The 26,750-nt window shown below is 66.5% G+C and carries 27 protein-coding genes; 7 read left to right on the top strand and 20 right to left on the bottom strand.

Annotated elements, in window-relative coordinates; genetic code table 11:
• Positions 1 to 5: 5 nt before the first annotated feature.
• From ACP15H_RS24485 to ACP15H_RS24465, 5 genes are all read right to left on the bottom strand, one after another.
• Positions 6 to 1,514, bottom strand: coding sequence for an ABC transporter ATP-binding protein (locus tag ACP15H_RS24485; protein WP_425068737.1), 1,509 nt, complete (start codon positions 1,512 to 1,514; stop codon positions 6 to 8).
• Complete coding sequence (locus ACP15H_RS24480) at positions 1,511 to 2,194, bottom strand: cysteine hydrolase family protein (protein ID WP_425068736.1); 684 nt, start codon at positions 2,192 to 2,194, stop codon at positions 1,511 to 1,513. Before ACP15H_RS24480 ends, ACP15H_RS24485 begins: the two co-directional genes overlap by 4 nt.
• A gap of 8 nt (positions 2,195 to 2,202) precedes the next feature.
• Positions 2,203 to 3,129, bottom strand: a complete 927-nt coding sequence (locus ACP15H_RS24475) for an ABC transporter permease (protein WP_425068735.1) — start codon at positions 3,127 to 3,129, stop codon at positions 2,203 to 2,205.
• A gap of 2 nt (positions 3,130 to 3,131) precedes the next feature.
• On the bottom strand, positions 3,132 to 4,187 hold the full coding sequence (locus tag ACP15H_RS24470; protein ID WP_425068734.1) for an ABC transporter permease: 1,056 nt from the start codon (positions 4,185 to 4,187) through the stop codon (positions 3,132 to 3,134).
• Positions 4,188 to 4,379: 192 nt separating this feature from the next.
• Positions 4,380 to 5,492 (bottom strand): BMP family ABC transporter substrate-binding protein, encoded by a 1,113-nt coding sequence (locus ACP15H_RS24465; protein WP_425068733.1) that lies wholly within the window; start codon positions 5,490 to 5,492, stop codon positions 4,380 to 4,382.
• A 214-nt stretch (positions 5,493 to 5,706) separates the two neighbouring features.
• Between ACP15H_RS24465 and ACP15H_RS24460 the strand changes: the two genes are divergently transcribed.
• Positions 5,707 to 6,366, top strand: a complete 660-nt coding sequence (locus tag ACP15H_RS24460) for a GntR family transcriptional regulator (RefSeq protein WP_425068732.1) — start codon at positions 5,707 to 5,709, stop codon at positions 6,364 to 6,366.
• Positions 6,367 to 6,549: 183 nt separating this feature from the next.
• Here ACP15H_RS24460 and ACP15H_RS24455 read toward each other — a convergent pair whose 3' ends face one another.
• From ACP15H_RS24455 to rph, 4 genes are read right to left on the bottom strand one after another with little or no spacing between them, the layout of a single operon-like run.
• Complete coding sequence (locus ACP15H_RS24455) at positions 6,550 to 7,425, bottom strand: transporter substrate-binding domain-containing protein (RefSeq protein ID WP_425068731.1); 876 nt, start codon at positions 7,423 to 7,425, stop codon at positions 6,550 to 6,552.
• The gene (gene hemW / locus ACP15H_RS24450) at positions 7,422 to 8,576 is read right to left on the bottom strand and encodes a radical SAM family heme chaperone HemW (RefSeq protein WP_425068730.1); all 1,155 of its coding nucleotides are present in this window, start codon (positions 8,574 to 8,576) and stop codon (positions 7,422 to 7,424) included. Before hemW ends, ACP15H_RS24455 begins: the two co-directional genes overlap by 4 nt.
• Entirely contained in the window at positions 8,573 to 9,187 is a 615-nt protein-coding gene (gene rdgB / locus ACP15H_RS24445; protein ID WP_425068729.1) for an RdgB/HAM1 family non-canonical purine NTP pyrophosphatase, read from the bottom strand. Before rdgB ends, hemW begins: the two co-directional genes overlap by 4 nt.
• A complete protein-coding gene (rph, locus tag ACP15H_RS24440) occupies positions 9,187 to 9,906 on the bottom strand; it encodes a ribonuclease PH (protein WP_425068728.1) in 720 nt (239 codons plus the stop codon). Before rph ends, rdgB begins: the two co-directional genes overlap by 1 nt.
• Positions 9,907 to 10,040: 134 nt before the next feature.
• Here rph and hrcA point away from each other — a divergent pair, with 134 nt between their 5' ends.
• Positions 10,041 to 11,144 (top strand): heat-inducible transcriptional repressor HrcA, encoded by a 1,104-nt coding sequence (gene hrcA / locus ACP15H_RS24435; RefSeq protein WP_422009245.1) that lies wholly within the window; start codon positions 10,041 to 10,043, stop codon positions 11,142 to 11,144.
• A gap of 106 nt (positions 11,145 to 11,250) precedes the next feature.
• Here hrcA and ACP15H_RS24430 read toward each other — a convergent pair whose 3' ends face one another.
• The 7 genes from ACP15H_RS24430 to ACP15H_RS24400 are packed head-to-tail and all read right to left on the bottom strand — an operon-like array spanning position 11,251 to position 17,827.
• Positions 11,251 to 11,877 carry a L,D-transpeptidase family protein gene (locus tag ACP15H_RS24430; protein ID WP_425068727.1) on the bottom strand — a complete coding sequence of 209 codons (627 nt, stop codon included), beginning with the start codon at positions 11,875 to 11,877 and terminating at the stop codon, positions 11,251 to 11,253.
• Between the two features lie 56 nt (positions 11,878 to 11,933).
• Entirely contained in the window at positions 11,934 to 12,779 is an 846-nt protein-coding gene (locus ACP15H_RS24425; RefSeq protein WP_425068726.1) for an ABC transporter permease, read from the bottom strand.
• 16 nt (positions 12,780 to 12,795) lie between these two features.
• A complete protein-coding gene (locus ACP15H_RS24420; RefSeq protein WP_425068725.1) occupies positions 12,796 to 13,767 on the bottom strand; it encodes an ABC transporter permease in 972 nt (323 codons plus the stop codon).
• 3 nt (positions 13,768 to 13,770) lie between these two features.
• Positions 13,771 to 15,390, bottom strand: a complete 1,620-nt coding sequence (locus ACP15H_RS24415) for an ABC transporter substrate-binding protein (protein ID WP_425068724.1) — start codon at positions 15,388 to 15,390, stop codon at positions 13,771 to 13,773.
• 37 nt (positions 15,391 to 15,427) lie between these two features.
• Complete coding sequence (locus ACP15H_RS24410; protein WP_425068723.1) at positions 15,428 to 16,435, bottom strand: ABC transporter ATP-binding protein; 1,008 nt, start codon at positions 16,433 to 16,435, stop codon at positions 15,428 to 15,430.
• Positions 16,425 to 17,405 carry an ABC transporter ATP-binding protein gene (locus ACP15H_RS24405; protein ID WP_425068722.1) on the bottom strand — a complete coding sequence of 327 codons (981 nt, stop codon included), beginning with the start codon at positions 17,403 to 17,405 and terminating at the stop codon, positions 16,425 to 16,427. Before ACP15H_RS24405 ends, ACP15H_RS24410 begins: the two co-directional genes overlap by 11 nt.
• A 32-nt stretch (positions 17,406 to 17,437) precedes the next feature.
• Positions 17,438 to 17,827: a VOC family protein gene (locus ACP15H_RS24400; protein WP_425068721.1), complete on the bottom strand. Its 390-nt coding sequence runs from the start codon at positions 17,825 to 17,827 to the stop codon at positions 17,438 to 17,440.
• An 85-nt stretch (positions 17,828 to 17,912) separates the two neighbouring features.
• On the opposite strand from ACP15H_RS24400, the gene ACP15H_RS24395 reads away from it, so the two are divergent.
• Together ACP15H_RS24395 and ACP15H_RS24390 are read left to right on the top strand one after the other, a co-directional pair.
• Complete coding sequence (locus tag ACP15H_RS24395; protein WP_425068720.1) at positions 17,913 to 18,617, top strand: GntR family transcriptional regulator; 705 nt, start codon at positions 17,913 to 17,915, stop codon at positions 18,615 to 18,617.
• Between the two features lie 35 nt (positions 18,618 to 18,652).
• Positions 18,653 to 19,354: a fumarylacetoacetate hydrolase family protein gene (locus ACP15H_RS24390; RefSeq protein WP_425068719.1), complete on the top strand. Its 702-nt coding sequence runs from the start codon at positions 18,653 to 18,655 to the stop codon at positions 19,352 to 19,354.
• A gap of 125 nt (positions 19,355 to 19,479) precedes the next feature.
• Here ACP15H_RS24390 and ypfJ read toward each other — a convergent pair whose 3' ends face one another.
• A complete protein-coding gene (ypfJ, locus tag ACP15H_RS24385; protein WP_425068718.1) occupies positions 19,480 to 20,424 on the bottom strand; it encodes a KPN_02809 family neutral zinc metallopeptidase in 945 nt (314 codons plus the stop codon).
• A 66-nt stretch (positions 20,425 to 20,490) separates the two neighbouring features.
• Between ypfJ and ACP15H_RS24380 the strand changes: the two genes are divergently transcribed.
• Together ACP15H_RS24380 and ACP15H_RS24375 are read left to right on the top strand one after the other, a co-directional pair.
• Complete coding sequence (locus ACP15H_RS24380) at positions 20,491 to 21,312, top strand: exodeoxyribonuclease III (RefSeq protein ID WP_425068717.1); 822 nt, start codon at positions 20,491 to 20,493, stop codon at positions 21,310 to 21,312.
• 12 nt (positions 21,313 to 21,324) lie between these two features.
• Positions 21,325 to 21,570 (top strand): GlsB/YeaQ/YmgE family stress response membrane protein, encoded by a 246-nt coding sequence (locus ACP15H_RS24375; RefSeq protein WP_324505122.1) that lies wholly within the window; start codon positions 21,325 to 21,327, stop codon positions 21,568 to 21,570.
• A 4-nt stretch (positions 21,571 to 21,574) separates the two neighbouring features.
• Here the strand turns inward: ACP15H_RS24375 and ACP15H_RS24370 are convergent, their stop codons facing one another.
• The 3 genes from ACP15H_RS24370 to ACP15H_RS24360 are packed head-to-tail and all read right to left on the bottom strand — an operon-like array spanning position 21,575 to position 25,280.
• The gene (locus tag ACP15H_RS24370) at positions 21,575 to 22,063 is read right to left on the bottom strand and encodes a class I SAM-dependent methyltransferase (RefSeq protein ID WP_425068716.1); all 489 of its coding nucleotides are present in this window, start codon (positions 22,061 to 22,063) and stop codon (positions 21,575 to 21,577) included.
• A 26-nt stretch (positions 22,064 to 22,089) separates the two neighbouring features.
• Positions 22,090 to 22,539 (bottom strand): cyclic nucleotide-binding domain-containing protein, encoded by a 450-nt coding sequence (locus tag ACP15H_RS24365; protein ID WP_425068715.1) that lies wholly within the window; start codon positions 22,537 to 22,539, stop codon positions 22,090 to 22,092.
• A 20-nt stretch (positions 22,540 to 22,559) separates the two neighbouring features.
• Positions 22,560 to 25,280, bottom strand: coding sequence for an ABC transporter transmembrane domain-containing protein (locus tag ACP15H_RS24360; protein ID WP_425068714.1), 2,721 nt, complete (start codon positions 25,278 to 25,280; stop codon positions 22,560 to 22,562).
• A 170-nt stretch (positions 25,281 to 25,450) separates the two neighbouring features.
• Here ACP15H_RS24360 and ACP15H_RS24355 point away from each other — a divergent pair, with 170 nt between their 5' ends.
• Positions 25,451 to 26,743, top strand: coding sequence for a glycosyltransferase family protein (locus ACP15H_RS24355; RefSeq protein ID WP_425068713.1), 1,293 nt, complete (start codon positions 25,451 to 25,453; stop codon positions 26,741 to 26,743).
• The last annotated feature ends 7 nt before the right edge of the window (positions 26,744 to 26,750 follow it).

Here is a 26,750-nt window from a genome sequence, read left to right as displayed (position 1 = left end):
CACCATCAATGCCCTGCCATGGCGCGACCGATCGCGCCGACATCGGCGCTGGCCGCGTCGGTCTGCAGTGCCAGCTTGCCGTCGAACATGACGACGATGCGGTCGGAGAGCTGGAAGATTTCGTCGAGGTCCTCGCTGACCAGCAGCACGGCAGCGCCGCGGTTGCGGGCCTGGACGATGCGGGCGCGGATCTCGGCGACGGCGGCGAAGTCGAGGCCGAAGCAGGGATTGGCCACGATCAGCAGGTCGCCCTCGCTCGACAGTTCGCGCGCCAGCACCGCGCGCTGGACGTTGCCGCCCGACAGGCCGCGGATGGCGGCGTCGGGTCCCGGCGTCTTCACCTTGTAGGCCTCGATCAGCTTGCGCGCGGTCTCGCGCATCGGGCTGCGCTTGAGCCAGATGCCATTCGACGAAGAGGGCGGCTGGTCGAAGGAGCGCAGCGCGATGTTTTCCGCCACCGACATGTCGGCGACGCAGGCGTTGCGCAGCGGCTCCTCGGGCAGGCAGGCGATCTTGTGACGGACCATCTCCGGCCGCGTCGCGGTGTAGAGCTCGCCGTGGACCAGCATGCGACCGGCCTCGACGTCGCGCTGGCCGGCCAGCGTCTCGACGAGTTCGCGCTGGCCGTTGCCCGACACGCCCGCGACGCCGACGATCTCGCCGGCGCGGATCTCGAGCGCCAGATCCTCGACCGCGAGCTGGCCGACATTGTCGGCGACGCTAAGCCCTTCGAGTTTCAGCACGGCCTTGCCGGGCGCGCGCATCTCGCGCTCGACCACGGTGCGCGTCTCGCGCCGGCCGACCATCATCTCGGCCATCATGTCGTTGTCGAGTTCGCGCGTCGGCCTCGTGCCGATCAGCTGGCCGCGGCGCAGCACCGTGACGGCGTCGCAATAGGTGTTCACCTCACGGAACTTGTGGGTGATGGTGACGATGGTGATCTGTCCATCGGTCGCGAGCTTCTTCAAGGTGGTCAGCACCTCGTCGGCCTCGTCCGGGGTCAGCACCGAGGTCGGCTCGTCGAGGATCAGCAGGTTGCGCCTGAGATAGAGCTGGCGAAGGATCTCGCCTTTCTGCTTCTGCCCCGCGGCAAGGTCGGCGACGGGGACGTCGATCGGCACGGTGAACGGCGTCGTCTCGAAGAACGCCTTGAGCGCGCGCCGCTCCGCCGCCCAGTCGATTACCGCCGGCAGGTCGCCGCGCGACAGCACGAAATTCTCCAGCACCGTCATGTTCGGCACGAGCGTGAAGTGCTGATAGACCATGCCGAGCCCCAGCTCGTGCGCCTGACGCGGATGGTCGATCGTGACCTGGCGGTCGTTCAACAGGATCTGGCCCTGGTCGGCGGCGTAATAGCCCATGGCGCACTTCACCAGCGTGCTCTTGCCGGCGCCGTTCTCGCCCAGCAGCGCATGGAAGGCGCCGGCCTCGATCTTCACCGAGACGTCGTCGAGCGCGGCCATCGCGCCGAAGCGCTTGGTGAAGCCGATCAGCTCGAGGGACGGCGCGGTCATGCGAGTGCCTCGAGAATCGCCGCCGAGTTGGCGACGGCGCCGAACACGCCGCCCTGCATCTCCACCATCTTCAGCGCGGCGGCGTGGTTGCCCGCGTCGGTCGCGCCGGTGCAGTCCTCCAGGATCAGGCATTCGAAGCCGCGGTCGTTGGCCTCGCGCATCGTCGTATGAACGCACACGTCGGTGGTGATCCCGGTCAGCACCAGATTGTCGATGCCGCGCGTGCGCAGCATCAGTTCGAGGTCGGTGGCGCAGAACGAGCCCTTGCCCGGCTTGTCGATGATCGGCTCGCCGGCGATCGGCGCGAGATCGGGGATGATCTCCCAGCCCGGTTCGCCGCGCACCAGGATGCGCCCGCAGGGGCCGGGATCGCCGATGCCGGCGCCGATCTGCTGCGATCGCCAGCGCTTGTTGGCCGGCAGGTCGGACAGGTCGGGCCGATGGCCCTCGCGCGTATGGATAACCGTCCACCCGGCCTTGCGCGCGGCGGCGAGCAGCTTCCGGATCGGCTCGATCGGTGCACGCGTCAGCGAGAGATCGTAGCCCATCTTGTCGACATAGCCGCCGACGCCGCAGAAATCGGTCTGCATGTCGATGATGACCAGCGCCGTATTGTCGGCGCGCAGCGCGCCGTTCCACGGCCAGGCATAGGGGCGGGAATCGATGTGGGTCTTGCTCATGGCGGCTCCTATTTGACGGCGCCCAGCTCGCCCGGTGCGCCGCGCAGGCTGCGCGCCGGCGAGCAGGTGGCGATCATCAGGGCGAGGGTGAGGACATAGGGCGCGGCGCTGAACAGGTAGTAGCCCTGGGTCACGCCGACCGACTGCAGGGCCGGGCTGATCGCGCCGGCCGCGCCGAACAGCAGCGAGGCCCACAGGCAGCGGATCGGGTCCCAGCGCGCGAAGATCACCAGGGCGACGGCCATCAGGCCCTGGCCGCTCGACAGGCCTTCGTTCCAGCTTCCGGGATAGTAGAGCGACAGGAAGGCGCCGCCGATGCCCGCGAAGGCGCCGCCGACCGCCGTTGCCATCAGCCGCACCCGGCCGACCGAGGCGCCGATGGCGAGTGCCGCATCGACGCTCTCGCCGGCGAGACGGACGATCAGGCCCCAGCGTGTGTTCTTCAGCGCCCAGGCGAGCGCGAAGGCCAGCAGGATGCCGACGATGAACAGCGGATTGACCTGCAGGGCCTGCTGTACCTGCGGGATGCTGCTCCAGCCGCCGAGATCGAGCGCGCCGAGGTTGGGCGCCTTGGGCTGGATGTAGGGCTTGCCCAGGAAGAAGGCGAGACCGGTGCCGAACAGCATCAGGCCGATGCCGGTGGCGATGTCGTTGACCTTGGGCAGCTGGCAGAGCGCGGCATGCAGGGCGCCCAGCATCAGGCCGACGCCGGCGGCCACCAGCACGCCGAGCCACGGCGAGCCGCTCAGCAGCGCCGTGCCGTAGGCGCTCATCGCGCCCATCATCAGCGTGCCCTCGAGGCCGAGGTTGATGCGGCCGCTGCGCTCGGTCAGGCATTCGCCGAGGCTCACGAAGATGAACGGCGTGCTGACGCGGATGGCGCCCGCCAACATGGCGAGAGGCACGCCCCAGAGACCGATGTCGCTGCCGTCCATGCTCAGCGTCCCTCCACCGCTCTGAAGCGCCAGAGCCAGGTCCACGACCGGCCGTAGAGAGTCTCGCTGGCCAGGATGCAGACGAAGATGATGCCCTGCAGCACGACCACGGCCGCGTCCGGCAGGTCGAGCCGGCGCTGCAGCAGGCCGCCGCTGGCGCCGATGCCGCCCAGCAGGATGGCGACGGGAATGATCGCCAGCGGATGATGCCGCGCGAGGAAGGAGACCAGGATGCCGGTGAAGCCGTAGCCGACGGCCAGCGAGGCATTGGCCTTGCCGTGCACCGCCGCCACCTCGACCATGCCGGCCAGGCCCGCCGCCGCGCCGCCGGCGGCGCAGGCCACCAGCACGTAGCGGCCGACGTTGAGGCCCATCATGCGCGCGGTCTTGGGGTTGCCGCCGATCACCTGCATGGCGAAGCCGAAGGTGGTGAAGTGCTGCACGCCGTAGCAGAGCAGGCAGGCCACGATGCCGAAGGCCAGGCCCCAATGGACGTCGGAGCCGCCGATCGTGCCCAGCATGTTGGCGTCGCCGATCGGAAGCGTCGACGGCTTGTTGAGGCTCGACGGGTCGCGCAGCGGGCCCTCGACGAAATGGTTCATCAGGGCGATGGCGATGTAGGTGAGCAGCAGGCTGGAGATCGTCTCGTTGACGCCGCGATACTGGCGCAGCCCGCCCGCCAGCGCGATCCAGGCGCCGCCCGCAATCATCGCCGCCGCCGCCATGGCGAGGTTGGTCACCAGCGGCCCGGCGGCCGCGACCGAGACGCCGGCCGCCGCGGCGGCGACACCGCCCAGCACCAGCGCGCCTTCGTTGCCGATGATGATCAGCCCGAGCCGCGCCGGCAGCGCCGTGCACAGCGCCGTCAGGATCAGCGGCGCCGCGCGCGTGAGCGTGTTCTGGAAGGAGAACCAGCTGCCGAACGCGCCCTGGTACATGAGCGCGTAGGCCTCGAACGGATCGACACCCGCGTAGAGGATCAGCAGCAGGCCGAAGATCACCGCCGACGCCAGCAGGGCCAGCGCCGAGACGGCGATGCGTTCGAGGGCGGTGTTCATGCTTACGCGCCGCTGAGGTGAAGCGAAGGATCCCTCACTTCGTTCGGGATGACACTATTGTTGGGATTTGCGCAGTGCGCCGATGCAGCAAATGGTGTCATCCCGAACGAAGTGAGGGATCCTTTATTCATATGCGATAGCCCTGCCGTCATACGGTGGGAGGGGAAGAGCTCGATGTCACGTGCGCGGCGCTTACGACGTCGCGCCCAGGACGCCTTCGACCAGGTAGTTCATGCCCTCGAGGACGGGCTCGGTCTGGGTGTAGGTCGTGCCGGCGGCGATGACGGTGTTGCCCTTGTTGTCCTTCAGCGGCCCCTTGAAGATCGCGAAGCTGCCGTCGACGATGCCCTTCCGGGCCGCCTCGACCTTGGCCTTGGCGGCGTCCGAGACCGCCGGACCGAACGGCGAATTCTTGACGTAGCCTTCCTTGAGGCCGCCGCGCACGAAGTTGCCCGGCACGCCGCCCTTCTTCATCGTCTCGACGAAGTCGACGTAGATCTTCTCCCACTGCCACTCGGCGCCGGTGAGATAGCCCTTGGGCGCGAGCTTGGCCTGGTTGGTGTGGTAGCCGCAGGTGTAGATGCCGGCGCGCTCGGCGGTCTCGATCACGACCTTCGGGCTGTCGACATGGCAGGTCACGACATCGACGCCCTGCGCGATCATCGAATTGGTGGCCTCCGCTTCCTTGACCGGCAGCGACCAGTCGCCGGTGAAGATCACCTGGCAGGTGACCTTGGGATTCACCGAACGCGCGCCCAGGGTGAAGGCGTTGATGTTGCGCAGGACCTGGGGAATCGGCTTGGCGGCGACGAAGCCGATCTTGCCGGTCTTGGTGGTCGAGCCGGCGACGATGCCGCTGAGATACTGCGCCTCGTCGATGTAGCCGAAGTAGCTGCCGGTGTTCATCGGGTTCTTGCCCGCGGTCCACAGGCCGCCGCAATGGCGGAACTGGATCTTCGGATACTTGGCCGCCATGCGCAGCATGTGCGGGTCGAAGTAGCCGAACGAGGTCGGGAACAGCAGCGTGGCGCCGTCCATGTTGATCATGCTCTCCATCGATTTCTCGACGGCGACCGTCTCCGGCACCTTCTCTTCCTCGACGACCTTCACGCCGGCCATCTTCTTGAGGACGGCCGCGCCCTCGGCATGGGCCTGGTTGTAGCCGTAGTCGTCGCGCGGCCCGACATAGATGAAGCCCACCACCAGCGGCTTCTGCGCCTGGGCGCCGCCCGCGAGACCGAGAACGGCCGCGCCCGCCGCGCTGCCCAGAAGTGCCCGTCGGCCGATATTGAACTTGTCGATCATCGAACGTCCCCCTCGATCGCTTGTCCGGCCGTCGCGGCCCGTAAGGGAAACAGCAAGCGGTGTGCCACGCCTTGGAGGCCCCAAAATCAGGCGAATCCGCGAGAAATCGGCAGTTCGGCCGCTCGAATTGTATGCAATTTCACCGCATTGCATTCTTTTTGTGCATGGATGAGTGCAATTCCGGCTTTGGCATCCATCTTGTATGCAAGTCGGCATGCGCACCGACACCAACCCGACCCTCGCCGACAAACTCGCCGCGGCAATCGCCGACGGCATCCTCAACGGCAGGTTGCCGCCCGGCGAACGCCTCGATGAGGTGGGCCTGGCCGAGCAGCATGGCGTGTCGCGCACCCCGGTCCGCGAAGCGCTGCGCCAGCTGGCGATGAGCGGCCTGATCGACATGCGACCGCGCAAGGGCGCGATCGTGTCCAAGGCGACGCCCGAGGAGATCGAAAGCCTGTTCGTGGCCATGGCCGAGATGGAAGCGACCTGCGCCCGGCTCGCGGCCATGAGCATGACGCCGATCGAGCGGCGCCGTCTGCAGGCGCGTCACGAAGCGATGATGGCGTTGGCGTCGGCGGGCGACACCGAAGCCTATTCGGATGCCAACGTCGCCTTCCACTCGGCGATCTATGCCGGCGCGCACAATGCGCCGCTGGCCGAATACGCGATGAACCTGCGCCGCCGCGTCGGCCCTTACCGTCGCGCCCAGTTCCGCGTGGACGGCCGGCTGCTACGCTCCAACCAGGAACACGACGCCGTCGTCCGCGCCATCGTCTCCGGCGACGCCGCCGGCGCCCATGCCTCGATGATCCACCACGTCAGCCTCGTCGAAGACGCCTTCGAAGCCTTCGCCGCGATCAACGCGGCCTAACTGTCGTCCTGAGCGCAGCGAAGGACCTAGCGCACCGACCAAAGCACTCGGTAGCGGGCGTGAGATCCTTCGCTGCGCTCAGGATGACAAGAGTTAGTGGTCGTCGCTTTTAGTTCAGAGCAAAGGTGAGGTTGTCTCTGATGCGCCACTGGAGTGGCGCGCTCCAACGATAGATCGATGCGCCTAATTCAGCACGAAGGGGAAATACTTGTCGTTGATCTTCTTGTAGGTGCCGTCGGTCATCATTTCGCCGAAGGCCTTGTTCAGCGCCTCGCGCAGCTTGGCGTCTTCCTTGCGCAGGCCGGCCGCGACGCCGACGCCCAGGGTCTGCGTGTCCTTGATGTCCTGGCCGACCAGTTCGCAGCACTTGCCTTCCGGCTTCTGGCTCCACAGCCAGAGCTGCGCCTTGTCGCCGAACACCGCGTCGACCTCTTCGTTGGCCAGCGCGGTCAGCGCTTCCTGGACCGAGGCGTAGCGCTTGAGCTGGGCGGAGCGGCGGAAGCTCTTGTCGGCCCAGTCGGCATGCGTCGAATCCTTCTGGATGCCGATGCGCTTGTTGCGCAGAAGCGACGGCGGTCCGTCATAGGGAGCGCCCTTGGGCGCGATGAAGGCGCCGGGCGACAGGTAGTAGCGGCGCGACAGGCCCATGCGCTGGCGTCGCTCGCGCGTCACTTCCATCGACGACATGATGATGTCGAACTTCTTCTCCAGCAGGCCGGGGATCAGCTCGTCCCACTTCAGCGCGATGAACTCGCACTCCGCCTTGATGCGCTGGCAGGCTTCCTGCGCCAGCTCCATCTCGAACCCGGCCGGCATGCCCTTGCGATCGAGATAGTTGAACGGCGGAAAGGCGCCCTCGGTGGCGATGGTGATCTTGAACGCTGCCGGCGCGAACGGCGATTTCGGTCCCGGCTTGGCGGCCGGCGTCGCGGCGGGTTTGGCGGCCGCTGCGGGTTTTGCCGCCGGTTTCTGCTGCGGCTGCGCCGGCGTTTGTTGCGGCTGGGCCGACGCGACGGCCGTCATTGCGACCAGCGCCACAAGACTGAGCAGTGGCCTCATGCGACCAGCCGTTCCAGCAGCGCGTTGAGCCGTTGCCGGCCTTCGGCTGTCGCGCGCAGATGGGTGGCGTCGACTTCGAGGAAGCCCGCCCGCACCAGCGGGTCGAGACGCGCACCGTCGAGGGCCTCGACCGGATCGACGCCGGTGACGGACGCAAAGGTGGCGCGGTCGATGCCGTCGGCCAGCCTCAGTCCCATCATCAAAGCCTCCTCCACCAGATCCCGTCCCTCGACCGTCGACGTCTCCGCCGTGCCGTGGCCCACGCGCTCGACGGACTCCAGCCAGGCTTCCGGTCCGCTCGACCGCCGGGTCGCGTTCTTGGCGCGTCCCTCGGCGAAGCGGCCATGGGCGCCGGGCCCGATGCCGACGTAATCCTGATACCGCCAATAGATCAAATTATGGCGGCAGGCAGCCCCCGGCCGGGCGTGGTTGGAAATCTCGTAAGCCGGGAGCCCGGCCTGTTCGAGCCGCGCCTGCGTATGCTCGAACATGGCGGCGGACGCTTCTTCATCGGGCAAGACGAAGGTGCCGCGGGCGTGGTCGGTGAAGAAGCGCGTCCCGCGCTCGATGGTGAGCTGGTAGAGCGACAGATGTTCGCCGGCCAGTGCGAGCGCGCGCTCCAGCTCGTCGGCCCACGCCTCCGGCGTCTGGCCGGGCCGCGCGTAGATCAGGTCGAATGAGTAACGCGCAAAATGGCGACGCGCCGTGGCCAGTGCTTCGAGTGCTTCGTCCGTGGAATGCTCGCGGCCTAAAAATTTCAGCGACGCGGCGTCGAGTGCCTGCACGCCCAGCGAGACCCGATTGACGCCGGCTTCAGCGAGCGCCGCGAAGCGGCCGGCTTCGACCGACGTCGGATTGGCTTCCAGCGTGATCTCGATCTCGGGCGCACTGTCCCAGAGCTGCCGCGTGCGCGCGATCAGCGCCGCGACGGTCTCGGGCTCCATCAGCGAGGGCGTGCCGCCGCCGAAGAACATCGTCTCGACACGGCGGCCCGGCGCTTCGCGGGCGGCGTGCTCCAGCTCGCGCAGGAGCGCCGCCCGCCAGCGCGCCTGCTCGACGCCGTCGCGGACATGGCTGTTGAAGTCGCAATAGGGGCACTTCGATTTGCAGAAGGGCCAATGGACATAGACGCCCAGGGGCGCCGGGCTCATTCGAAGCAGGCCTCGACCATCATCCGGAAGGCGCGGCCACGATGGCTGATGGCGTTCTTCTCGGTGTCCGACATTTCCGCCGTCGTGCGCGTCTCGCCGACCGGCTGGAAGCAGGGATCGTAGCCATGGCCGCCGGTGCCGCGCGGCGGCCAGACGATGGCGCCGTCGAGCGTGCCGTGGAACAGCTCGACATGCTCGTCGGGCCAGGCCAGCGCCAGCACGCAATGGAAGGTCGCCAGCCGCGCCGCGTCGGTCTGGGGCACTTGGCGCGCCGCGAGCTCGTCCTGGATCCGGCGCATGCCGACCATGGCGTCGCGCGTCGGCCCTTCCCAGTCGGCGGTGTAGACGCCGGGCTGGTGATCGAGCGCGTGCACGCTGAGGCCGGAATCGTCGGCGAGCGAGGGAAGGCCGCTTCCCCGCACCGCTGCCAGCGCCTTCAGGGTGGCATTGTCCTCGAAGGTCGTTCCCGTCTCGTCGGGCGCCGGCAGGCCGAGATCGGCGGCCGAGACGATCTCGACGCCGAACGGGGCCAGCATGGAGCGGATCTCGCCCGCCTTGCCGCGATTGTGGGTCGCCACAACGAGCCTGGGCAGGGCGAAGCGCCGCGCCATCAGCTCTTCCCGATGGCCAGCTTCTGCAGGCTCACCAGTTCGCCGATGCCCTTCTTGGCCAGGGCGAGCAGTTCCAGGAACTGCGCCTCGGTGAACGGGTCCTTCTCGGCCGTGCCTTGCACCTCGACGATGCCGCCGGCGCCGGTCAGCACGAAGTTGGCATCGGCATCGGCCTTGGAATCCTCGGGGTAGTCGAGGTCGAGGACCGGGGCGCCTTCCCACAGGCCGCACGAGACCGCCGCGACCGTGCCCGTCAGCGGACTGACCGCCAGCTTGCCGTCCTTGATCAGGCGCTCGTAAGCGAAGTGCAGGGCCACCCACGCGCCGGTGATGCTGGCGGTGCGCGTGCCGCCGTCGGCCTGCAGCACGTCGCAATCGATGTTGATCTGGCGCTCGCCCATGGCCTGCAGATTCACAACGGCGCGCAGCGAGCGGCCGATCAGGCGCTGGATTTCCTGGGTGCGGCCCGACTGCTTGCCGCGCGCGGCCTCACGGTCCGTGCGGGTATGGGTCGAGCGCGGCAGCATGCCGTATTCGGCGGTGACCCAGCCGCGGCCGGTATTGCGCATCCACGGCGGCACCTTCTCGTCGACCGAGGCGGTGCAGAGGACATGGGTGTCGCCGAACTTGACCAGGCACGACCCCTCGGCGTGACGGGAGAAGCCGGGTTCCAGGGAAACCGGGCGAAGCTGATCGGGGGCGCGGCCTGATGGGCGCATTTATTTCTCCTGAGGGGCGGGCGGCCGGTGTAGCGCCCGAACGCTGGTGAATCCAGCCACGATCCCTTGTTTCGAGGCCGGCCTCCGAGCCGGCGTTCATTGACCACCCTGCCCACACTACCTACATTTTTTCCATGGCGATCCACCGCATCGGCATCTCCGGGGGCGCCCTTGCCGAGCCCCCCACAGGACAGCGTGCCGCCTCCGTGGCGGAACTCAACGATCGCGCGCGCGAGGTGCTGCGCCACGTGGTGGAAGGCTATGTCGAGACCGGCGAGCCGGTCGGCTCGCGCGCCCTGACCCGCAAGCTCACCGAGACGCTGTCGCCGGCCACGATTCGCAACATCATGGCCGACCTGCAGGATGCCGGGTTGCTCTATGCCCCGCATACCTCGGCCGGGCGGTTACCGACCGACGCCGGGCTGAAACTGTTCGTGAACGGCCTGCTCGAGGTCGGCAACGTCTCCGAGGAGGAGCGCGAGTCGATCGAGGCGCGCTGCGCCACGTCGGGTCGCACCGTGACCGAGGCGCTGGAGCAGGCGACGGCGATGCTGTCGGGCCTGTCGCGCTGCGCCGGCCTCGTGATGGCGCCCAAGACCGAGCAGCCGCTGAAGCACATCGAGTTCGTCAATCTCGGCCCCGGCCGCGCGCTCGTCGTGACGGTGACGCAGTCGGGTCATGTCGAGAACCGCGTCATCGACACGCCCATCGGCATGCCGCCGTCGGCGCTGACCGAGGCCAGCAACTATCTCAACGCGCGGCTGAGCGGACGCACCTTCGACGAGGCGCGGCGGCTGATCCTCGAGGACATCAAGCTGAAGCGTGCCGAGCTGAACGACCTCACCGCGCGCGTGATCGAATCGGGTCTCGCGACCTGGTCGGGCGAGCCGGGCGGCGGGTCGCTGATCGTGCGCGGCCAGGCCCGCCTGCTCGAGGACATCACGGCGATCGAGGATCTGGAGCGCGTGCGCATACTCTTTGATGCGCTGGAGCGCGGCGAGAGCTTCGTGCGCCTGCTCGAACTCGCCAACACCGCGTCGGGCGTCCAGATCTTCATCGGCGCCGACAACCCGCTGTTCGCCAACACCGGCTGCTCGATGGTGGTGGCGCCCTTCCGCGACTCCCAGGAACGCATCCTGGGCGCCATCGGCGTGATCGGCCCGACCCGCCTCAACTATGCCCGCATCATCCCGCTGGTCGACTACACGGCGCGGGCGATCGGCCGGATGGTCGGATAAGGCATCATTGTCATCCCGAGTGTAGCGAGGGACCTTTGCGTTGAAGCCGTTAAAGGTCCCTCGCTACGCTCGGGATGACAAATTTGCCGGCAACAACAGTCAGCGCTCACCAATCCTTTTCGTCGAAATCCTCGAACTGCTTCGCGTGTGCGTCTTCTTCCGACGGCGGCGGGGCTTCCTCGGCGGCCGAATGCGACAGCACGCGCAGGCGCGTCTCACGGTTCAGGAGCGGCAGCAGCTCCAGGAGATCGTTCCGCGCAAAGGCCACGCAGCCTTGCGTGCCGGCGTAATCGTCGCGCGCGATGTGGAGGAAGATGGCGCTGCCCCATTCGCCTTCCGGCGGATCGTCGTTGTAGCCGACCACGACGACGAGATCGTACAGCCCGTCCTCGCGCCACATCTTCTCGGCGCCCCACTCGTTGGGGATATGGACCAGCCGGTTGTAGCTGGGCGAGCGCGGGTCGTCGCACCAGCCGTCATGCTCGCCGATCGGCCGCGCCGGCAGGGCGCTCTTGGGAGAGTTGGGCTTGGGCAGGACCACCAGGTCGTTGCGGTAGTAGATGCGGCGCAGCGGGAATTCGCCGACCGGCGTGGCGGCATCGCCCTCCACCTTGTCTTCGCGGATGCCGCCTGCACCCACAGTGCAACGCCAGCGCCGCTCGCCCAGGGTGGCCCATGCCAGCGAGCCTTCGGCCGTATCGGCCTGCACGATCAGGACATTCTCGTCAGTCATGTTCTGGAACTCCGGCGGCCTTCATAGAGGTTCGGCCGCCGGGGCGAAAGCGACGGTTAGGTCCGCAGTCGAGGATTGAGCGCGTCGTTCAGCCCGTCGCCCATCAGGTTGAGAGCGAGGGTCGTCGCGAACAGGGCGAGGCCAGGGAAGGCCGCCATCCACCAGGCCCGATTGAAATATTCCTGTGCGTTGTGGAGCATGATCCCCCAGCTCATCGCGTCGGGATCACCCAGCCCCAGGAAGCTGAGACTCGCCTCGAGCAGAATGGCGCCGGAAATCTGCAGGCTGGCATTGACGATGATGGGCGGCAGCGCGTTGGGCAGGATCTCGCGCACGATCAGGTCGAAATCGGACATGCCGAGTGCGCGCGCGGCATCGACGAACTCGCGCTTGCGCAGGGATAGGAATTCGGCGCGCAGCAGCCGCGCCGTCACTGGCCAGGTCAGGATGCCGATGACGAAGACGATGTTCCAGATGCTCGACCCGAACAGCGCCACCACGATAATGGCCAGGAAGAACTGCGGCAGGATCTGGAACATCTCGGTGACGCGCATCAGGATATTGTCGGTGCGGCCGCCGAAGTAGCCGGCGATGGCGCCGACCGTGAGGCCGATGATGTTCGACGTGAGCACGGCGCAGAGGCCCACGATCAGCGACGTGCGCGTGCCCAGGATCATGTTGCTCAGCACGTCACTGCCCAGGCTGTCGGTGCCCAGAATGTGCCCTGCGCCCGGCGGCTGGAACGACGGACCCATGTCCATCAGGTTGTAAGGCGCCAGCAGCGGCGCGAACACCGCGACGGCGACGAACAGCACCGCGCCGGCCAGTCCGAACAGGGCCGTCTTCTTGCGCCGGAAGCGCAGCCAGACCTGGCGTGACGGGCGGACTCTTGCGGGCACCATGGCGGCCGGCCCTTCCCTATTGATAGCGGATGCGGGGATCGAGGAGGGCATAGAGCAGGTCTGTCACGAGGTTTCCGATCGCCACCAGCAGGGAGATGAAGATGAACATCCCCATGAGCAGCGGATAGTCGCGCGCGTTGATGGCGTCGAAGGTCAGCCGGCCGAGGCCCGGCCAGGCGAAGACTGTTTCGGTCAGCACCGCGCCGGCGATGAGCGCGCGGAACTCCAGGCCGATCACCGTGACGACCGGCAGCAGCGCGTTGCGCAGCGCATGCTTGACCATCACCGTGTTCTCGGAGAGGCCCTTGGAGCGCGCGACCTTGATGTATTCCTGCCCGACCACCTCGAGCAGGCTGCCGCGCGTCAGGCGCAGGATCAGGGCGAGGTTGTAGAGCGTGAGGGTCGCCACCGGCAGGATCATGTGCCGGCCGACATCGAGCACGTGGTCGAAGCCGGTGTAACCGGCGCGCAGGTTGACCATGCCCTGGATCGGCAGCCAGTCGAGATAGTAGCCGAAGCCCAGGATCAGGAGCTGGCCCAGCCAGAAGACCGGAATGGCGAAGCTCGCCAGCGAGAAGACCGTGATCGTGTTGTCGAGCAGCGAGTTGGGGCGCCGTGCCGACAGGACGCCGAGCGTTATGCCCAGCGAGATGGAGAAGACGAGCTGGCTGGCCATCAGCAGCAGGGTCGCCGGCAGCCGGTCGAGGATCAGCTCGAGCACGGGGGTGCTCGACACGAACGAATAGCCGAGGTTGCCGGTCGCCACCTGGCCGAGATAGCGCAGCAGCTGGATGTAGAGCGGACGGTCCAAGCCCATGTCGGCCGTGAGGCGCGCGATCATTTCCTTGTCGGCGCCGGATTCGCCGATGATGTAATCGACCGGGTTGCCCGGCGCGAGATGCACGAGGACGAAGACGATGGTCACCGCGCCCAACAGCAGCGGCACGGTATAGAGCAGCCTCTGCAGCAGATAGAAGCCCACGGTCATGGGCTACTTGATCCAGCGCGTCTGGTCGAACGGGCCATAGCCCGTCGGATCGCCCGGCAGGCCGGTGAGGTTGGCGTTGAAGGCGACCGGGTAGTAGCGGTCCCACAACCAGAAATGCGGCACGTCCTCGGTCAGGATCCTGGTCGCCTCGTGATAGAGGACGACGCGCTTCTTCTCGTCGAGCTCCTGTCCCGCGGTGGCGAACAGCTCGTCGACCTTGGGATTGCAGTAGCCCGAGGCGTTGCGGCCGGGGATCTTCTCGATGCGCTTGCAGATGTAGAAGGTCTCGGCGCCGATCGCCGGATCGGGGCCCGTGGCATAGGTCCCCATCGTCAAGTCGAAGTCCCAGTTGCGGAACGCCGAGTCGCGCCAGGCCGAGGGGTCCATGCCCATGACCTTGAGGTCGACGCCGATCTTGGCGAAGTAGGTGCGCATCAGCCGCGCCACGTTGTTCAGCGGTCCTTCGGACTGCGAGAAGCTGACGCGCAACGAAAAGCGGTTACCGGATGCGCCGCGCGGGAAGCCCGCTTCGTCCAGCATCTTCTCGGCGCGCGCGGGATCGTACGGGTAGGTGCGGCCGTCGGCAGTGTAGAAGATCGGCTGTTCCGACGAGATCGGTCCGGCAGACACCTTGCCGAAGCCGAAGCCTGCCTTGGCCAGCATCTCGTCGCGGTTCATCGCATAGAACAGCGCCTGCCGGACTTCCTTCTTGTTCAGCGGCGCGTTGCGCGTGTTGATGAAGACCATGTACTCGCCGGCGATCTGGCGCTTGGCGATCGCGATCTTCACTTTCGGATTGCCTCTCAGCCGCTCAACCTCGGCCAGCGACATCGAGTAGTAGGGAATGAAATCGATATCGCCCTTTTCCAGTGCGAGCGCCCGCGCGGCCTCGTTGGGAATGACCTGAAACACCAACCGGTCGAGATACGGGCGGTTCTCGAGGTGGAATTTCGGGTTACGCACGAAGGTGACGTGGCTGCCCTTGCGGTATTCCTGGAACACAAACGGGCCGGTGCCCACCGGCTTGAGATTGGCCGGATTCTTCCGCGGGTCCTCGCCAGTGTCGAAGATGTGCTTGGGGATGATCGTCGAACTGTTGAAATAGGCGAGGCCGCGCAGCAACGGCGGATAGGGATATTTGAGCTTGAAGACGGCGGTGTACCTGTCGGTCGCCGTCATCGATTCGACGGCCTCGAACAGGCCGGAGGCCGGGCCGTTGTACTTGCGGTTGACGTTCCACAGTCCCCAGGTCACGTCTTCCGCGGTGAATGGCTTGCCGTCGTGCCAGGTGACGTTCTCGAAGAAGCGGAACGTATAGGTCAGGCCGTCGGGTGAGATCTCCCATTGTTTCGCGAGATAGGGCTGCACGTTGCCGTCGTCGTCGAGACGGACGATCGTGCTGTAGACCTGTCCGCACATGTTGCTCGACGAGATATCGGTCGTGATCGAGGAGTTGATGACCTCGACGTCGCCCGGCAGGGCGACGACCATCGTGCCGCCCTTCTTGCCGGCCTGGGCATGCGCCTCGCCGGGCAGGGCCGACGTTGCGCCGGCTCCTACGGCGGCGAGGCCGAACATCGCAAGGATCTGGCGTCTCGAGGCAGGCAGGCGGTGCGACGTCATCGTCATCTCCTCGGCTGGGGGGGCGGGACACGGCATCTCAGGCGGCCGCGGCGGGCGTCGTCGTCGCCGAGGCGTGGAGCGGGAAGTGACAGGCAACCGCGCGGTCCGGCGTGATGTTGTGCAGCGGCGGCGTTTCGCGTGCGCAGATGTCCTGGCGGTGTGGGCAGCGCGGATGGAAGGCGCATCCCGATGGTGGGCGCAGCGGCGACGGCGGGTCCCCCGCCAGAATGATGCGCGTGGTGGCGGTAGCCACCCTCGTCCGCGGCACGGCCGACAGCAGCGCTTCGGTGTAGGGATGCGCGGGCGCCGCGAACAGTGCACCGGTCGGTGCCAGCTCGACGATCTTGCCGAGATACATGACGCCGACGCGATCGCTGACGTGACGCACCACGCCCAGATTGTGCGAAATGAAGACGTAGGTGAGGCCGAGGCGTCGCTGCAGCGACACCAGCAGGTTGAGGATCTGCGCCTGGATCGAGACGTCGAGCGCGGAGACGGCTTCGTCCGCGACGATGAATTTCGGATCGAGGGCCAGCGCACGGGCAATGCCGATGCGCTGGCGCTGGCCGCCGCTGAACTCGTGCGGGAAGCGGTCGTAGTGCTCGGGCCGCAACCCGACCAGCGCTAGCAGCTCCTCGACCTTGCGCCGCCGTGCGGCGCCCTTGTGCAGGCCGTGCACGCGGAAGGCCTCGCCGATGATTCCGCCCACGGCCTTGCGCGGATTGAGCGACGAATAGGGATCCTGGAAGATGATCTGCATGTCCCGGCGCAGACGGCGCATTGCCGGCCTGTCGAGGGTCAGGAGATCCTGTCCGTCGAACACGATGCTGCCGCTGGTCGGCTCCTCGAGCCTGAGCAGGCAGCGGCCGAGTGTGCTCTTGCCGCAACCGGATTCGCCCACCAGACCCAGCGTCTCGCCCTTGCGTACGCTGAGGCTCACGCCGTCGACCGCCTTCACCGAATCGGTGCTGCGGTTGAACAGCCGCCCGCGCACGGGAAAGTGCTTCTTCAGTCCTTCGATCTCGAGCAGCGCGCTAGGCGACATGGAGCCAGCACCTCACATCGTGCGTGGTTCCAACCGCGGCGAGCGGCGGCTCTTCGAGGCGGCAGCGCTCATGGACCTTGGGACAGCGATCCTGAAAGGCACAGCCGACCGGGAGGTCGTGGACGTTCGGCACCATGCCGGCGATGGCCGGCAGCATCCTGTCCGGAGGCGGCGGCTCGTCCAGGCGCGGGATCGAGGCCATCAGCCCTTCGGTGTAGGGATGAAGCGGACGCCCGAACAGCGAGGCGACGTCAGCGTGCTCGACGATCTGCCCGGCATACATGACGGCAACGCGCTGGGCCATCTCCGCCACGACGCCGAGGTCGTGGGTGATCAATAGGATCGAGACGCCGGAGTCGCGCTGCAGCGCGCGCATCAGGTCGAGGATCTGCGCCTGGATGGTGACGTCGAGCGCAGTCGTGGGTTCATCGGCGACCAGAAGCCGGGGGCCGCAGGCGAGGGCGATGGCGATCATGACCCGCTGGCGCATGCCGCCGGACAGCTCGTGGGGGAATTGTGTGATGCGTCTGGCCGGATCGGCGATGCCGACCTTCGCCAGCATGTTCGTCGCGTAGGCCAGGGCCTCGCGCGGCGGCAACCCACGATGCAGCCGGACGACTTCGGCAATCTGTTCGCCGATCCGGATCACGGGATTGAGCGAGGTCATCGGCTCCTGGAAGATCATTGAGATGCTGTTGCCGCGAATGCGGCGCATCTCCTCTTCCCCAATCGAGGCAAGATCCGTTCCCTCGAAGACGATCCGGCCCTGCACGATGCGGCCGGCCGGCTGCTGGATCAGGCGCAGGATCGACTGCGCCGTCACGCTCTTGCCCGACCCGGATTCGCCGACGAGGCCCAGCGTCTCGCCCCTGCCGATCGAAAGGTCCACGCCCCTGACCGACTTCGCGACCTTTTCGTCGGCGAAGAAGTAGGTGTGCAGACCCTCGATGTTCAGCAGGACGTCGTTCACTGGCGCCTCGTCGATCCGGGTTTCGGTTGTCCTTAGCTCCGGCCGGGCTCGGGCTCGCCGCGCTCGGCGTCGCTCAGCTGGAGGCGCCAGCCGTCGGGATCGCGCAGCAGGGCGTTCTTGCGGCCGGTGGCGCGCGAGGGATGGACGTCCTTGTGGAACTTGATGCCCTTGGCGACGAGCTCGGCGTGGGTCTTGTCGATGTCCACGACCTTGAAGGAGATGTGGTTGATGCCGGGATTTTCCTCGGTCATGACCGAGTGGATCTCGAAGATCGGCGAATTCTCGCCCGGCATCTGCAGCTCGGCAGAGCCGCCATGATGGTCGGTCCAGGTCAGCAGCTTGAAGCCAAGCTTTTGATAAAACTCAACAAATTCTTTCACATCCTTCACGACGAGTTCGATGTGGTCGATGCCGACGATCATGCGTTGCTCCCTCGGACTGCAATTGCGAATTGTCGACAATCTATAATTTACCAAATCGTGTCAATCGACTAGTGTGCCGTCCGACATGACTGCGCTGAAAATCGCCAAGCGGCCCTCCCTCGTCTCTCTCGTCTTCGACGAGCTGGAGCGAATGATCATGGACGGCACGCTGAAGCCCGGTGATCCGATCAACGAAAAGGCCCTGAGCGACAGCAACGGCCTCAGTCGCGCGCCCATCCGGGAAGCGTGCCGGCGCTTGGAACAGGCCGGCCTGGTCGAGATCATCACCAACCGCGGCGTCTTCGTGCGCAAGATCTCGCGGCGCTCGGCCGAGGAGCTGTGCGAGATCAAGCTCGTGCTGAACCGTCACATCAACAAGCTGATCATGGAGCGCATAAGGCCCGCGCAAATCGCGGCTCTGCGCGCGCTCGTGGCCAAGATCGAGCAGCAGGCAAAACTCGGAAACCTGTCGCGCTATTACGCGCTGAACGAGGAATTCCATCACAGCCTGATCGACATCGCCGGCAACGCGCGCCTGTCGGAGATCTACAAGAGCCTGAACAAGGAACTGAACCTGTTCCGCTGGCGAGCCTTCCGCGAGGCGCCGGCGCTCGAAGACTCCATGTCGGCCCACCAGGAGATCATCAACGCGCTGGCCGCCGGCGACGGCGAGACGTTCTGCCGGGTCGTCGAAGAGCATCTCGTCGCGACCAATCGCCGGATCCTGTCACGGCATCTCGACGACGATGTGCCGGAGGCTTCGCCGCGCCGCATCGCTGCCACTGGCTAGAGCATTTCAAGGGTTTCAATCGGGAGAAGAATGAGATGGCCTATGTCGTTACGCCGCCGGCGATCGTCGGCGTGCCGGTCCACGGAACCGGCGACCTGTTTCCCGTCCGCCGCATCTTCTGCGTCGGCCGCAACTATGCCGCCCATGCCCGCGAGATGGGACATGATCCCGACCGCGAGCCGCCGTTCTTCTTCACCAAGCCGGCCGATGCGATCGTGATCTGCGCCGACCCGAAGAACCCCACCAAGGTCGCCTATCCGCCCGCCACCAAGAACCTGCACCACGAGATGGAGCTGGTCGTGGCGATGAAGTCGGGCGGCAGCGACATCCCGGTCGAAAAGGCGCTGGACCATGTGTACGGCTACGGCGTCGGCCTCGACATGACGCGTCGCGATCTCCAGAACCAGGCCAAGGACATGGGCCGCCCGTGGGACATGGGCAAGGGCTTCGACCAGTCCGCGCCGATCGGCGAGATCTATCCTGCCGCGAAGATCGGCCATCCGTCGAAGGGCACCATCCAGCTCGACGTCAACGGCAAGACCCGCCAGAAGTCCGATCTCAACGCCCTCATCTGGAGCGTGCCGGAGACGATTTCCTATCTGTCCGGCCTCGTCGAGCTGGCGGCGGGCGACCTGATCTACACCGGCACGCCCGACGGCGTGGCCGCAGTGGTGAAGGGCGACACGCTGTCGGGCTTCGTCGACGGCTGCGGCACGGTGACGTGCGTGCTGGTCTAATGCTGGGGCGCGCCACTGCGAGCGGAGTAACCTCCGCTCTTAAGTGGCGCGTTCTTGTCTATTCTGCACCGCGCGGGCTCTCGCGCTTATGAAAGCGCTGCCGCCCGCCAGCGCGTATGAACGCGCTAGAGCTGCTGCGCCCTGAACGTATCGCACTGACGGGGATCGCCCGTTTCCAAACCCTTGCGGAACCAGCGCGCGCGTTGCGCACTGCTGCCGTGGGTGAAGCTGTCGGGCACGACGCGGCCCTGGCTCTGCTTCTGCAGCGCGTCGTCGCCGATCGCGCTCGCAGCGGCCAGCGCCTGATCGACGTCCTTGTCGTCGATCATCTTGCCGCCGCGCTGCCGGTCGGCGCGGTTGGCCCAGACGCCGGCAAAGCAATCGGCCTGGAGTTCGGTGCGCACCGACAGGGCGTTGCCGTCGCGCTTGCTCATGCTCTGGCGCATCTGCTGGACCTTGGCCGAGATGCCGAGCTGGTTCTGCACGTGATGGCCGACCTCGTGGGCGATCACATAGGCCTGCGGGAACTGGCCGGGGGCCTTGAAGCGGCGCGCCAGCTCGTCGAAGAAGCCGAGGTCGAGATAGACCCGCTGGTCTGCCGGACAGTAGAACGGACCCATCGCCGCCTGGCCGACGCCGCACTCGGTGCGCGTGGCGTCGCGGAACAGGACCAGCTTGGGGTCGCGATACTGGCGGCCCATGCCCTGGAAGATCTCGTGCCAGACATCCTCGGTGCTCTTCAGCACGCGCGAGACGAACTGGGTCTCGGAATCGCCGGCGGGCGCGGGCGTGCCCGGCGTGCGGCTGGCCGAGGAGGAGGGAGGCGCTGGCGCGTAGCTCGAGGTGCCGCCTCCGCCGCCGGTAATGTCGCTCAGGATGGCGCCCGGATCGGCGCCCATGATCATGGCGATGACGACGAAGGCCACCAGGCCGAAGCCGCCCTTGAACAGGCCGCCGCCGCCTCCGCCCATCGGAATCGGAAAGCCGCCGCCGCCGAATCCACCGCCGCCGATCCCGCCGTCGCTGCGGCGGTCCTCGATGTTGCTGCTCTGGTCGCCATCCATCTGCATGGCTCGGTCTCCTTGGTCGAGATGTTCCCGGCGAGATCTTCTCCGGATCGTCTATAGTGCCCGGCGATGAGTCTCACCATTGCGACCTGGAACATAAACTCGGTTCGGCTGCGGATCGGAAACGTCGAACGGTACCTGAAGTTGCGCCAGCCCGATGTGCTGTGCCTTCAGGAGACCAAGTGCCCGGACGAATTCTTCCCGCACGAGGCCTTCGAGCGCATGGGCTACACCCACCGCTTCGTACAGGGGATGAAGGCCTATAACGGCGTGGCGATCCTCTCCAAGGTGCCGTTCGCCGCCGGCAACATCCACCATCGCTGCGGCAAGGAGGATTGCCGGCATATCGAGGTCGCGCTCGATGTCGGCGGCGATCCGATCCTGCTCGACAATCTCTACATCCCCGCGGGCGGCGACATTCCCGATCCCGACCTCAACGTGAAGTTCGCGCACAAGCTCGATTTCTATCGCGAGATGGCCGCCTGGTACGCCGAGCGCAAGCCCGGCCCGCGCGCCCGCAAGGGCCTGCGCCGCGTCACCGTGGGCGATCTCAACGTGGCGCCGCTGGAGCATGACGTGTGGAGCCACAAGCAGCTCCTCAAGATCGTCTCGCACACGCCGGTCGAAGTGGAATTGTTCGGACGGCTCCAGGCCTCGCTCGACTGGATCGACGTGCCGCGCCGGTTCGTGCCCGAAGACCAGAAGCTCTATTCATGGTGGAGCTATCGCAACACCGACTGGCGCGTTTCCAATCGCGGCCGCCGGCTCGATCATATCCTGGCCAGCCCCGCTCTTGCCGGGGCGATTCGCAGCCACCACATCGACGTCGATCTGCGCGACTGGGAGAAGGCGTCGGACCATGTGCCCGTGTCGGCGACGTTCGAGGTTTAGGGGGAGCCTGCCATGATGCAAATAATCTTCACCATCCTGATCGGCTTCGTGGTCGGTCTCCTGGCCCGCTGGATCGGTCCCGGCGAGCAGATCCAGGGCTTCTGGATCACCGTCCTGGTCGGCGTCGTCGGATCGGTGATCGCGACCTACGGCGGTCAGGCGCTCGGCCTCTACCGCGCCGGCCGGCCGGCCGGCTTCATCGGTTCGGTGATCGGCGCGATCGTCCTGCTGGCTCTCGTGCAGCTCTTCGGCAGATGAGCCGCTAACGCACGCGATACAGGAAGTAGCGGCCCGCCGGCACGCCCGGCGGGTCGGGCTGGCGCTGCCAGCGGGGTACTTCGAGCGCCTGGTTGGCCAGCACGTAGCCGCCTGACCCGACCAGCCTGTCGAGCGCCGGCCCCAGCCACTTGCCCATGGCCACGTTGGCTTCGTGATCGCCGGTGCCGAGATCGGTGTGGATCAGCGCGGCCGTTGCGCCGAGCTTCTGCGCGGCTTCGGGGATCGTCTTGTCGGCATCGCCGAGGAACAGGCGATCATCGGGCGGGATGCAGTCGGGATGGGCCGCCACCTTGCGCTCGAACACATAGATGTCGCGTCCGGGAAACAGCTCGCGCAGATGATCGTAGGTGCGACCGTTGCCCAGGCCCACTTCGAGCAACGGGCCGGGGATCGCATCGACCGCGGGCTTCAGGAAGTTCAGGCAGTCGCGCTGCGCCTGCATGCGCGCGATGAAACTGTCGAGCCGACTCATTTCCCTACGATCAGCTTTCTCTAGGATCAGCCGGCCTTGGTGGCGGCGCGGAGTTTCTGGTTGGTGTCCTCGAGACGGTGCGCCAGCTCGCGCATGATCTCGATGGCCATCTCGGGGAATTCCGCGACCAGGCGATAGAACATGTCCTTGGTGATCTTGAGCGTCGCCAGCGGCTCCTTGGCCTTGATGGTCGCGGTGCGCGGCACGTCGCACAGAATGGCGATCTCGCCGAAGAAACTGTTGCGCTTCATCTCGGCCACCGAGATCTGGCCGCTCGGCGTGTCGATCAGCACGTCGGCCGTGCCGCCCAGGATCACGTACATCGTGTCGCCGGGATCGCCCTGGTGACAGACCTCCTGGCCGATGCCGAAGTTCACCCGCTCGCTGGTGAAGGCCAGCAGCTTGAGCCTCGCTTGCTCGACCTTCGAGAAGATCGGCACACCCTTCAGCAGCTCCACCTCTTCGTTGAGGTTCATCGCGTCCTCCTCGATGCGCCCTACACCGACGCCATCAGCTCGGTATAGAGCCCGCCTCTTGCCGCCAGCTCCGACGGCGATCCCTGGGCGACCACACGGCCACCCTGCATAACGACGATCTGCTCGAACGGCTCGGCCTGGTTGGGCCGGTTGGCGATCCAGAACACGCCGCAGTCCCGTTCCGAAGCGTCAGCCAGAATATTGTCGCGAATGCGGTCCTGGGTGCGGCCGTCGAACATGGCCACCGCTTCGTTGACCACCACGAGCTGCGGCCTCTTGATCAGGGCGCGGGCGATTCCGAGCTTCTGGCGCTGGCTCGCCGGCAGTCGCTTGCCGCCGACGCCGACATTGTACTCCAGGCCGACCTCGATCACCGAATCGCGCAGGCCGAGTTCGTCGAACACCTGGGCGATCAGGGTGCCGATGCGCTCGCCGGCCTGCGCCTGGCCATAGACCAGGCGGCCGAACAGGATGTTGTCCTGCAGGGTGGCCGAGCTGTTGTAGCGCTCGAAATCGTAGAACTCGACGGCGTCGCGCAGATTGGCCGGCAGGCCCTCCGCAAAGGCGCGGCGGGCACCCAGGATCCGCTCCTCCATGGCCGCGTCGATCAGACCGAGACGATGGCGCGCCTCGATGTAGCGGAACGGCAGGGTCATCAGGCGGATGCGGTCGGCCTCGGGCACCGCTTCGATGCCCTTGCCGCCGAGGCGTTGCAGCAGCAGGCGGACGTTCGGCAGCTCGTCGGCCGAGATGAAGCTGTACTGCTCGAACAGGGGATTGTCGGGCGACAGGCCGGAGAAGAGTTCGACCATGGTCTCGGCGATGCTGAGACCCATGCGCTGCAGGTCGACGTCGAGCCCGGTCTTGCGCAACACCGACATCACGTAGGGGTCCGCCGCGAGATTGTCGCCGTCGAACTGCTTGCCCACCGCCGTGCCGAACAGCAGGTTTTCGGCGACCGACAGGTTCTTGTTGTAGTGGTCGTCGTTGAACGGTTCGACCAGGCCGGCATAGCTGCCGTCCTGCAGGTGCTCGTGCAGCGTATGCCGCGCCTTCAGGATCTTCTCGGCCAGGTCCGGGCGCGCGGCTGCGTCGACGGTGCCGCGCAGGCCCAACGAATAGATGTCTTCGTCGAGCTCGACCTGCTTCAGTGTCCGCACCATGCAGGGCAGCAGATCGGCCGGGCCGGTCGCGCCGGCCAGCTCGTAGTCGACCCAGTCGGCATTGGGATCGAAGGCCGGATTGCCGGCGCGCTCCGATTCCTTCCAGAACGCCTCGCGGATCGCCTTCGTGGCCTCGTCATAGGTGGCCGCCGCGACGGGCCGCAGCTTCAGGCCGAACAGGAGATTGTCGCGGACGGAGAGCGGGAACAGGTAGGTGTCCTGCCCGACATAGGCCAGCCGCGCGCCGATGACATACTCGGGCAGCTGGAAGAAATCCTTGCCGTCGATGCGGATCGTGCCGCTGGCCGGCAGGGTCTGCCGCGCCAGCACCTGGCCCAGCACTTCCTTGCCCGAACCCGAGCCGCCGATCACGGCCACGCGACCGTTGGTCGGCAGGGTGAGCGAGAGGCTGTCGAGCTGCTTCACGCGACCGTCCTCGGTCACGACGACCCCGGTCAGCGCCAGCTGCTTGCCGAGCGGCGGCGGCGGTCCATCGGGGATCGACTGGAGCTCCGGCGGCATCATGCCTTCGGGCTGGAACTGGTCGATCACCTGTTCGTACTTGATCTGCACGTCCTGGCGCTGCTGGTCCCAGTCGATCAGCTCCTTGATCGGCGACGGCAGGTCCTTGTAGGCGAGCAGCACACCGACCACGGCGCCGACGTCCATCTGCCCCGTGATCGCGAAGTAGCCGCCCACCAGGTAGATGGCGAAGGGCGTCGCCTGCGACAGGATGTTGTTCCAGAACTTGGCGACGAACTTCTTCTGGTAGAGGTCGAAGCGGATCTTGAAGATCAGGCCCAGCCGCTCGGCAATATCGGCGCGTTCGTAGTTGGCCGCGCCATGGATGTGGATCTCGTGCACGCCGTCGGCGGTCTCGGCGATGCGTCCGGCGAGCTGGCGGGCCGAGATCTGCCGCTGGCGGCCCAGCACGAGCACGGGCTTGCGCAGACGCGGGATGATCGACATCTGCACGGCGAGCAGGACGATCACGATGATCCCGAGCAGCCAGTTCTGCATCATGATGAAGATGATGGCCGTCAGCGCCTGGCCGCCCAGGAACATCGGCTGGACGAAGGCGTCGCCGATGAAGCCGCCCAGCGGCTCGACTTCGTCCTTTACCATGGTGGCGAGCTCGGCCTGCTTGACCTTGCGGAAGTGGGCCGGCGGGAAGCGCAGGATGCGATCGTACAGTTCGTAGCGCAGGCGGCGCAGCATGCGCTCGCCCATGCGGCCCTTCTGGGTGTTGATCGTCTTCTTGAACAGGCCGTTCACGACGACCGCGCCCAGGAACACGAAGCTCATCACCACCAGGTACTGGAGCTGGTCGACCTGGAAACCGTCGAAGAAGCGGATGACCTTGCCCGGAAAGATGGCGGTGAGGTCCAGTTCCCAGACCAGGAACGGGATGGTCTTGCTGTCCTTGAACGCGTTTCCCTGGATGCCGTTGTTGATGACCGATTTCGGCACCGTCAGCGACATGAAGTAGAAAAGCTGGGCGAGGAACACCAGCAGCAGGATCACGACCTGTTCGGGCCGGCTATGCCGCCAGATGTAGGAAAAGAGACTGCGTTCCATGAATCCTGCGCCGCCGCGATCGACTCTGCTCCCCCTATAGGCGATCAGTGCCTTGATTACATTAGATATTTGCCGGGTTGCCGCACCGGGGTTCGCGGCACGCGCGGCTTGTGGCATAGTCTCCCCGTCGTTCACCGGTCGGGGCAGAGGCTTCGGCGAGGGAGAGGCCAATGCCCGCCAGCACCCGGTCCAAACGCGTATTGCTCTACAGCCACGACTCGTTCGGTCTTGGCCATGTGAGCCGCTGCCGTACGATCGCCAATGCCATCGTCGAGGCCGACCAGTCGGTATCGGTGCTGATCCTGTCCGGCTCGCCGGTGGTCGGCTCCTATGAGTTTCGCTCCGGCGTCGACTTCGTGCGCATCCCCGGCGTCGTGAAGATCGAGACCGGCGAATACGATTCGGCGAACCTGCGCATGAACGTCGAGCATACGCTCGAGATGCGCACCCGCATCATCCGCGACACCGCCGACATTTTCCGCCCCGACCTGTTCATCGTCGACAAGGAGCCGCTCGGCCTGCGCGGCGAGGTCGGACCCGCGCTTCGACTGCTCAAGGAGCGCGGCACGCCACTGGTTCTCGGCCTGCGCGACGTGATGGACGATCCCGCCCAGCTCGCCAAGGAGTGGGAGCGCAAGAACGTCGTGCCCGCGTTGCGCGACCTCTATGACGAGATCTGGGTCTATGGCCTGCCCCAGATCAACAAGCCGCTGACCGGCATCGACGTGCCGCCGTCGGTGCGCCACAAGATGGTCTATACCGGCTACCTGCGGCGCGAATTGCCCCTGCACAGCGACGTGCCGCATGAGATGGAGGAGATGCACGGGCCCTTCATCCTGGTGACGCCAGGCGGCGGCGGCGACGGTGTCGAGCTGGTCGACTGGGTGCTCGCGGCCTACGAGTCCGACCCCAATATTCCCTACGGGGCGGTCATCGTGTTTGGGCCGTTCATGCCGGCCACGGCGCGCGAGGCCTTCAAGGAGCGCGCCGCGAAGTTCCCGAACATCCAGACGCTCACCTTCACCAACAATCTCGGCGCCCTGATGCAGCGTGCCGCCGGCGTCGTCGCCATGGGCGGCTACAACACGTTCTGCGAGATCCTGTCGTTCGACAAGCGCGCGATCATCGTGCCGCGCACCCATCCGCGCCTCGAGCAGTTCATCCGCGCGCGCGCGGCCCGCAACATCGGCCTGCTCGAGATGCTGGATCCCAATCGCGGGCGCGACCCGCAGGCGATGGCCACGGCGCTGCGCCACCTGCCGCAGCAGGGCCTGCCCAGCGACGTCGTGGTGCCGGGTCTGCTCGACGGGCTGGGCAGCGTCTGGCGGCTCGTTTCCAAGCAGCTCTCCCATCCCCACCGCGGGCCGGCCTCGCTCGAGATGGCGGATGCAGCCGGCGCTCATATGGGGGGCGAACTCGCCTCGGCGGACCCGGTCCCCTTGCCGGGACGCCACCGCACCTGATTTCCGG

Source organism: Reyranella sp. (genome assembly GCF_965249915.1).
GTDB lineage: Bacteria > Pseudomonadota > Alphaproteobacteria > Reyranellales > Reyranellaceae > Reyranella.
Note: the sequence above shows the minus strand (reverse complement) of the source record. Positions and strands in the feature narration are given on the sequence as shown.

What these genes read in the sequence shown, in the direction of transcription:
- ACP15H_RS24485 (WP_425068737.1), bottom strand. Translation starts at nt 1,514, where the DNA reads ATGACCGCGCCGTCCCTCGAGCTGATCGGCTTCACCAAGCGCTTCGGC.
- ACP15H_RS24480 (WP_425068736.1), bottom strand. Translation starts at nt 2,194, where the DNA reads ATGAGCAAGACCCACATCGATTCCCGCCCCTATGCCTGGCCGTGGAAC.
- ACP15H_RS24475 (WP_425068735.1), bottom strand. Translation starts at nt 3,129, where the DNA reads ATGGACGGCAGCGACATCGGTCTCTGGGGCGTGCCTCTCGCCATGTTG.
- ACP15H_RS24470 (WP_425068734.1), bottom strand. Translation starts at nt 4,187, where the DNA reads ATGAACACCGCCCTCGAACGCATCGCCGTCTCGGCGCTGGCCCTGCTG.
- ACP15H_RS24465 (WP_425068733.1), bottom strand. Translation starts at nt 5,492, where the DNA reads ATGATCGACAAGTTCAATATCGGCCGACGGGCACTTCTGGGCAGCGCG.
- ACP15H_RS24460 (WP_425068732.1), top strand. Translation starts at nt 5,707, where the DNA reads ATGCGCACCGACACCAACCCGACCCTCGCCGACAAACTCGCCGCGGCA.
- ACP15H_RS24455 (WP_425068731.1), bottom strand. Translation starts at nt 7,425, where the DNA reads ATGAGGCCACTGCTCAGTCTTGTGGCGCTGGTCGCAATGACGGCCGTC.
- hemW (WP_425068730.1), bottom strand. Translation starts at nt 8,576, where the DNA reads ATGAGCCCGGCGCCCCTGGGCGTCTATGTCCATTGGCCCTTCTGCAAA.
- rdgB (WP_425068729.1), bottom strand. Translation starts at nt 9,187, where the DNA reads ATGGCGCGGCGCTTCGCCCTGCCCAGGCTCGTTGTGGCGACCCACAAT.
- rph (WP_425068728.1), bottom strand. Translation starts at nt 9,906, where the DNA reads ATGCGCCCATCAGGCCGCGCCCCCGATCAGCTTCGCCCGGTTTCCCTG.
- hrcA (WP_422009245.1), top strand. Translation starts at nt 10,041, where the DNA reads ATGGCGATCCACCGCATCGGCATCTCCGGGGGCGCCCTTGCCGAGCCC.
- ACP15H_RS24430 (WP_425068727.1), bottom strand. Translation starts at nt 11,877, where the DNA reads ATGACTGACGAGAATGTCCTGATCGTGCAGGCCGATACGGCCGAAGGC.
- ACP15H_RS24425 (WP_425068726.1), bottom strand. Translation starts at nt 12,779, where the DNA reads ATGGTGCCCGCAAGAGTCCGCCCGTCACGCCAGGTCTGGCTGCGCTTC.
- ACP15H_RS24420 (WP_425068725.1), bottom strand. Translation starts at nt 13,767, where the DNA reads ATGACCGTGGGCTTCTATCTGCTGCAGAGGCTGCTCTATACCGTGCCG.
- ACP15H_RS24415 (WP_425068724.1), bottom strand. Translation starts at nt 15,390, where the DNA reads ATGACGTCGCACCGCCTGCCTGCCTCGAGACGCCAGATCCTTGCGATG.
- ACP15H_RS24410 (WP_425068723.1), bottom strand. Translation starts at nt 16,435, where the DNA reads ATGTCGCCTAGCGCGCTGCTCGAGATCGAAGGACTGAAGAAGCACTTT.
- ACP15H_RS24400 (WP_425068721.1), bottom strand. Translation starts at nt 17,827, where the DNA reads ATGATCGTCGGCATCGACCACATCGAACTCGTCGTGAAGGATGTGAAA.
- ACP15H_RS24395 (WP_425068720.1), top strand. Translation starts at nt 17,913, where the DNA reads ATGACTGCGCTGAAAATCGCCAAGCGGCCCTCCCTCGTCTCTCTCGTC.
- ACP15H_RS24390 (WP_425068719.1), top strand. Translation starts at nt 18,653, where the DNA reads ATGGCCTATGTCGTTACGCCGCCGGCGATCGTCGGCGTGCCGGTCCAC.
- ypfJ (WP_425068718.1), bottom strand. Translation starts at nt 20,424, where the DNA reads ATGCAGATGGATGGCGACCAGAGCAGCAACATCGAGGACCGCCGCAGC.
- ACP15H_RS24380 (WP_425068717.1), top strand. Translation starts at nt 20,491, where the DNA reads ATGAGTCTCACCATTGCGACCTGGAACATAAACTCGGTTCGGCTGCGG.
- ACP15H_RS24375 (WP_324505122.1), top strand. Translation starts at nt 21,325, where the DNA reads ATGATGCAAATAATCTTCACCATCCTGATCGGCTTCGTGGTCGGTCTC.
- ACP15H_RS24370 (WP_425068716.1), bottom strand. Translation starts at nt 22,063, where the DNA reads ATGAGTCGGCTCGACAGTTTCATCGCGCGCATGCAGGCGCAGCGCGAC.
- ACP15H_RS24365 (WP_425068715.1), bottom strand. Translation starts at nt 22,539, where the DNA reads ATGAACCTCAACGAAGAGGTGGAGCTGCTGAAGGGTGTGCCGATCTTC.
- ACP15H_RS24360 (WP_425068714.1), bottom strand. Translation starts at nt 25,280, where the DNA reads ATGGAACGCAGTCTCTTTTCCTACATCTGGCGGCATAGCCGGCCCGAA.
- ACP15H_RS24355 (WP_425068713.1), top strand. Translation starts at nt 25,451, where the DNA reads ATGCCCGCCAGCACCCGGTCCAAACGCGTATTGCTCTACAGCCACGAC.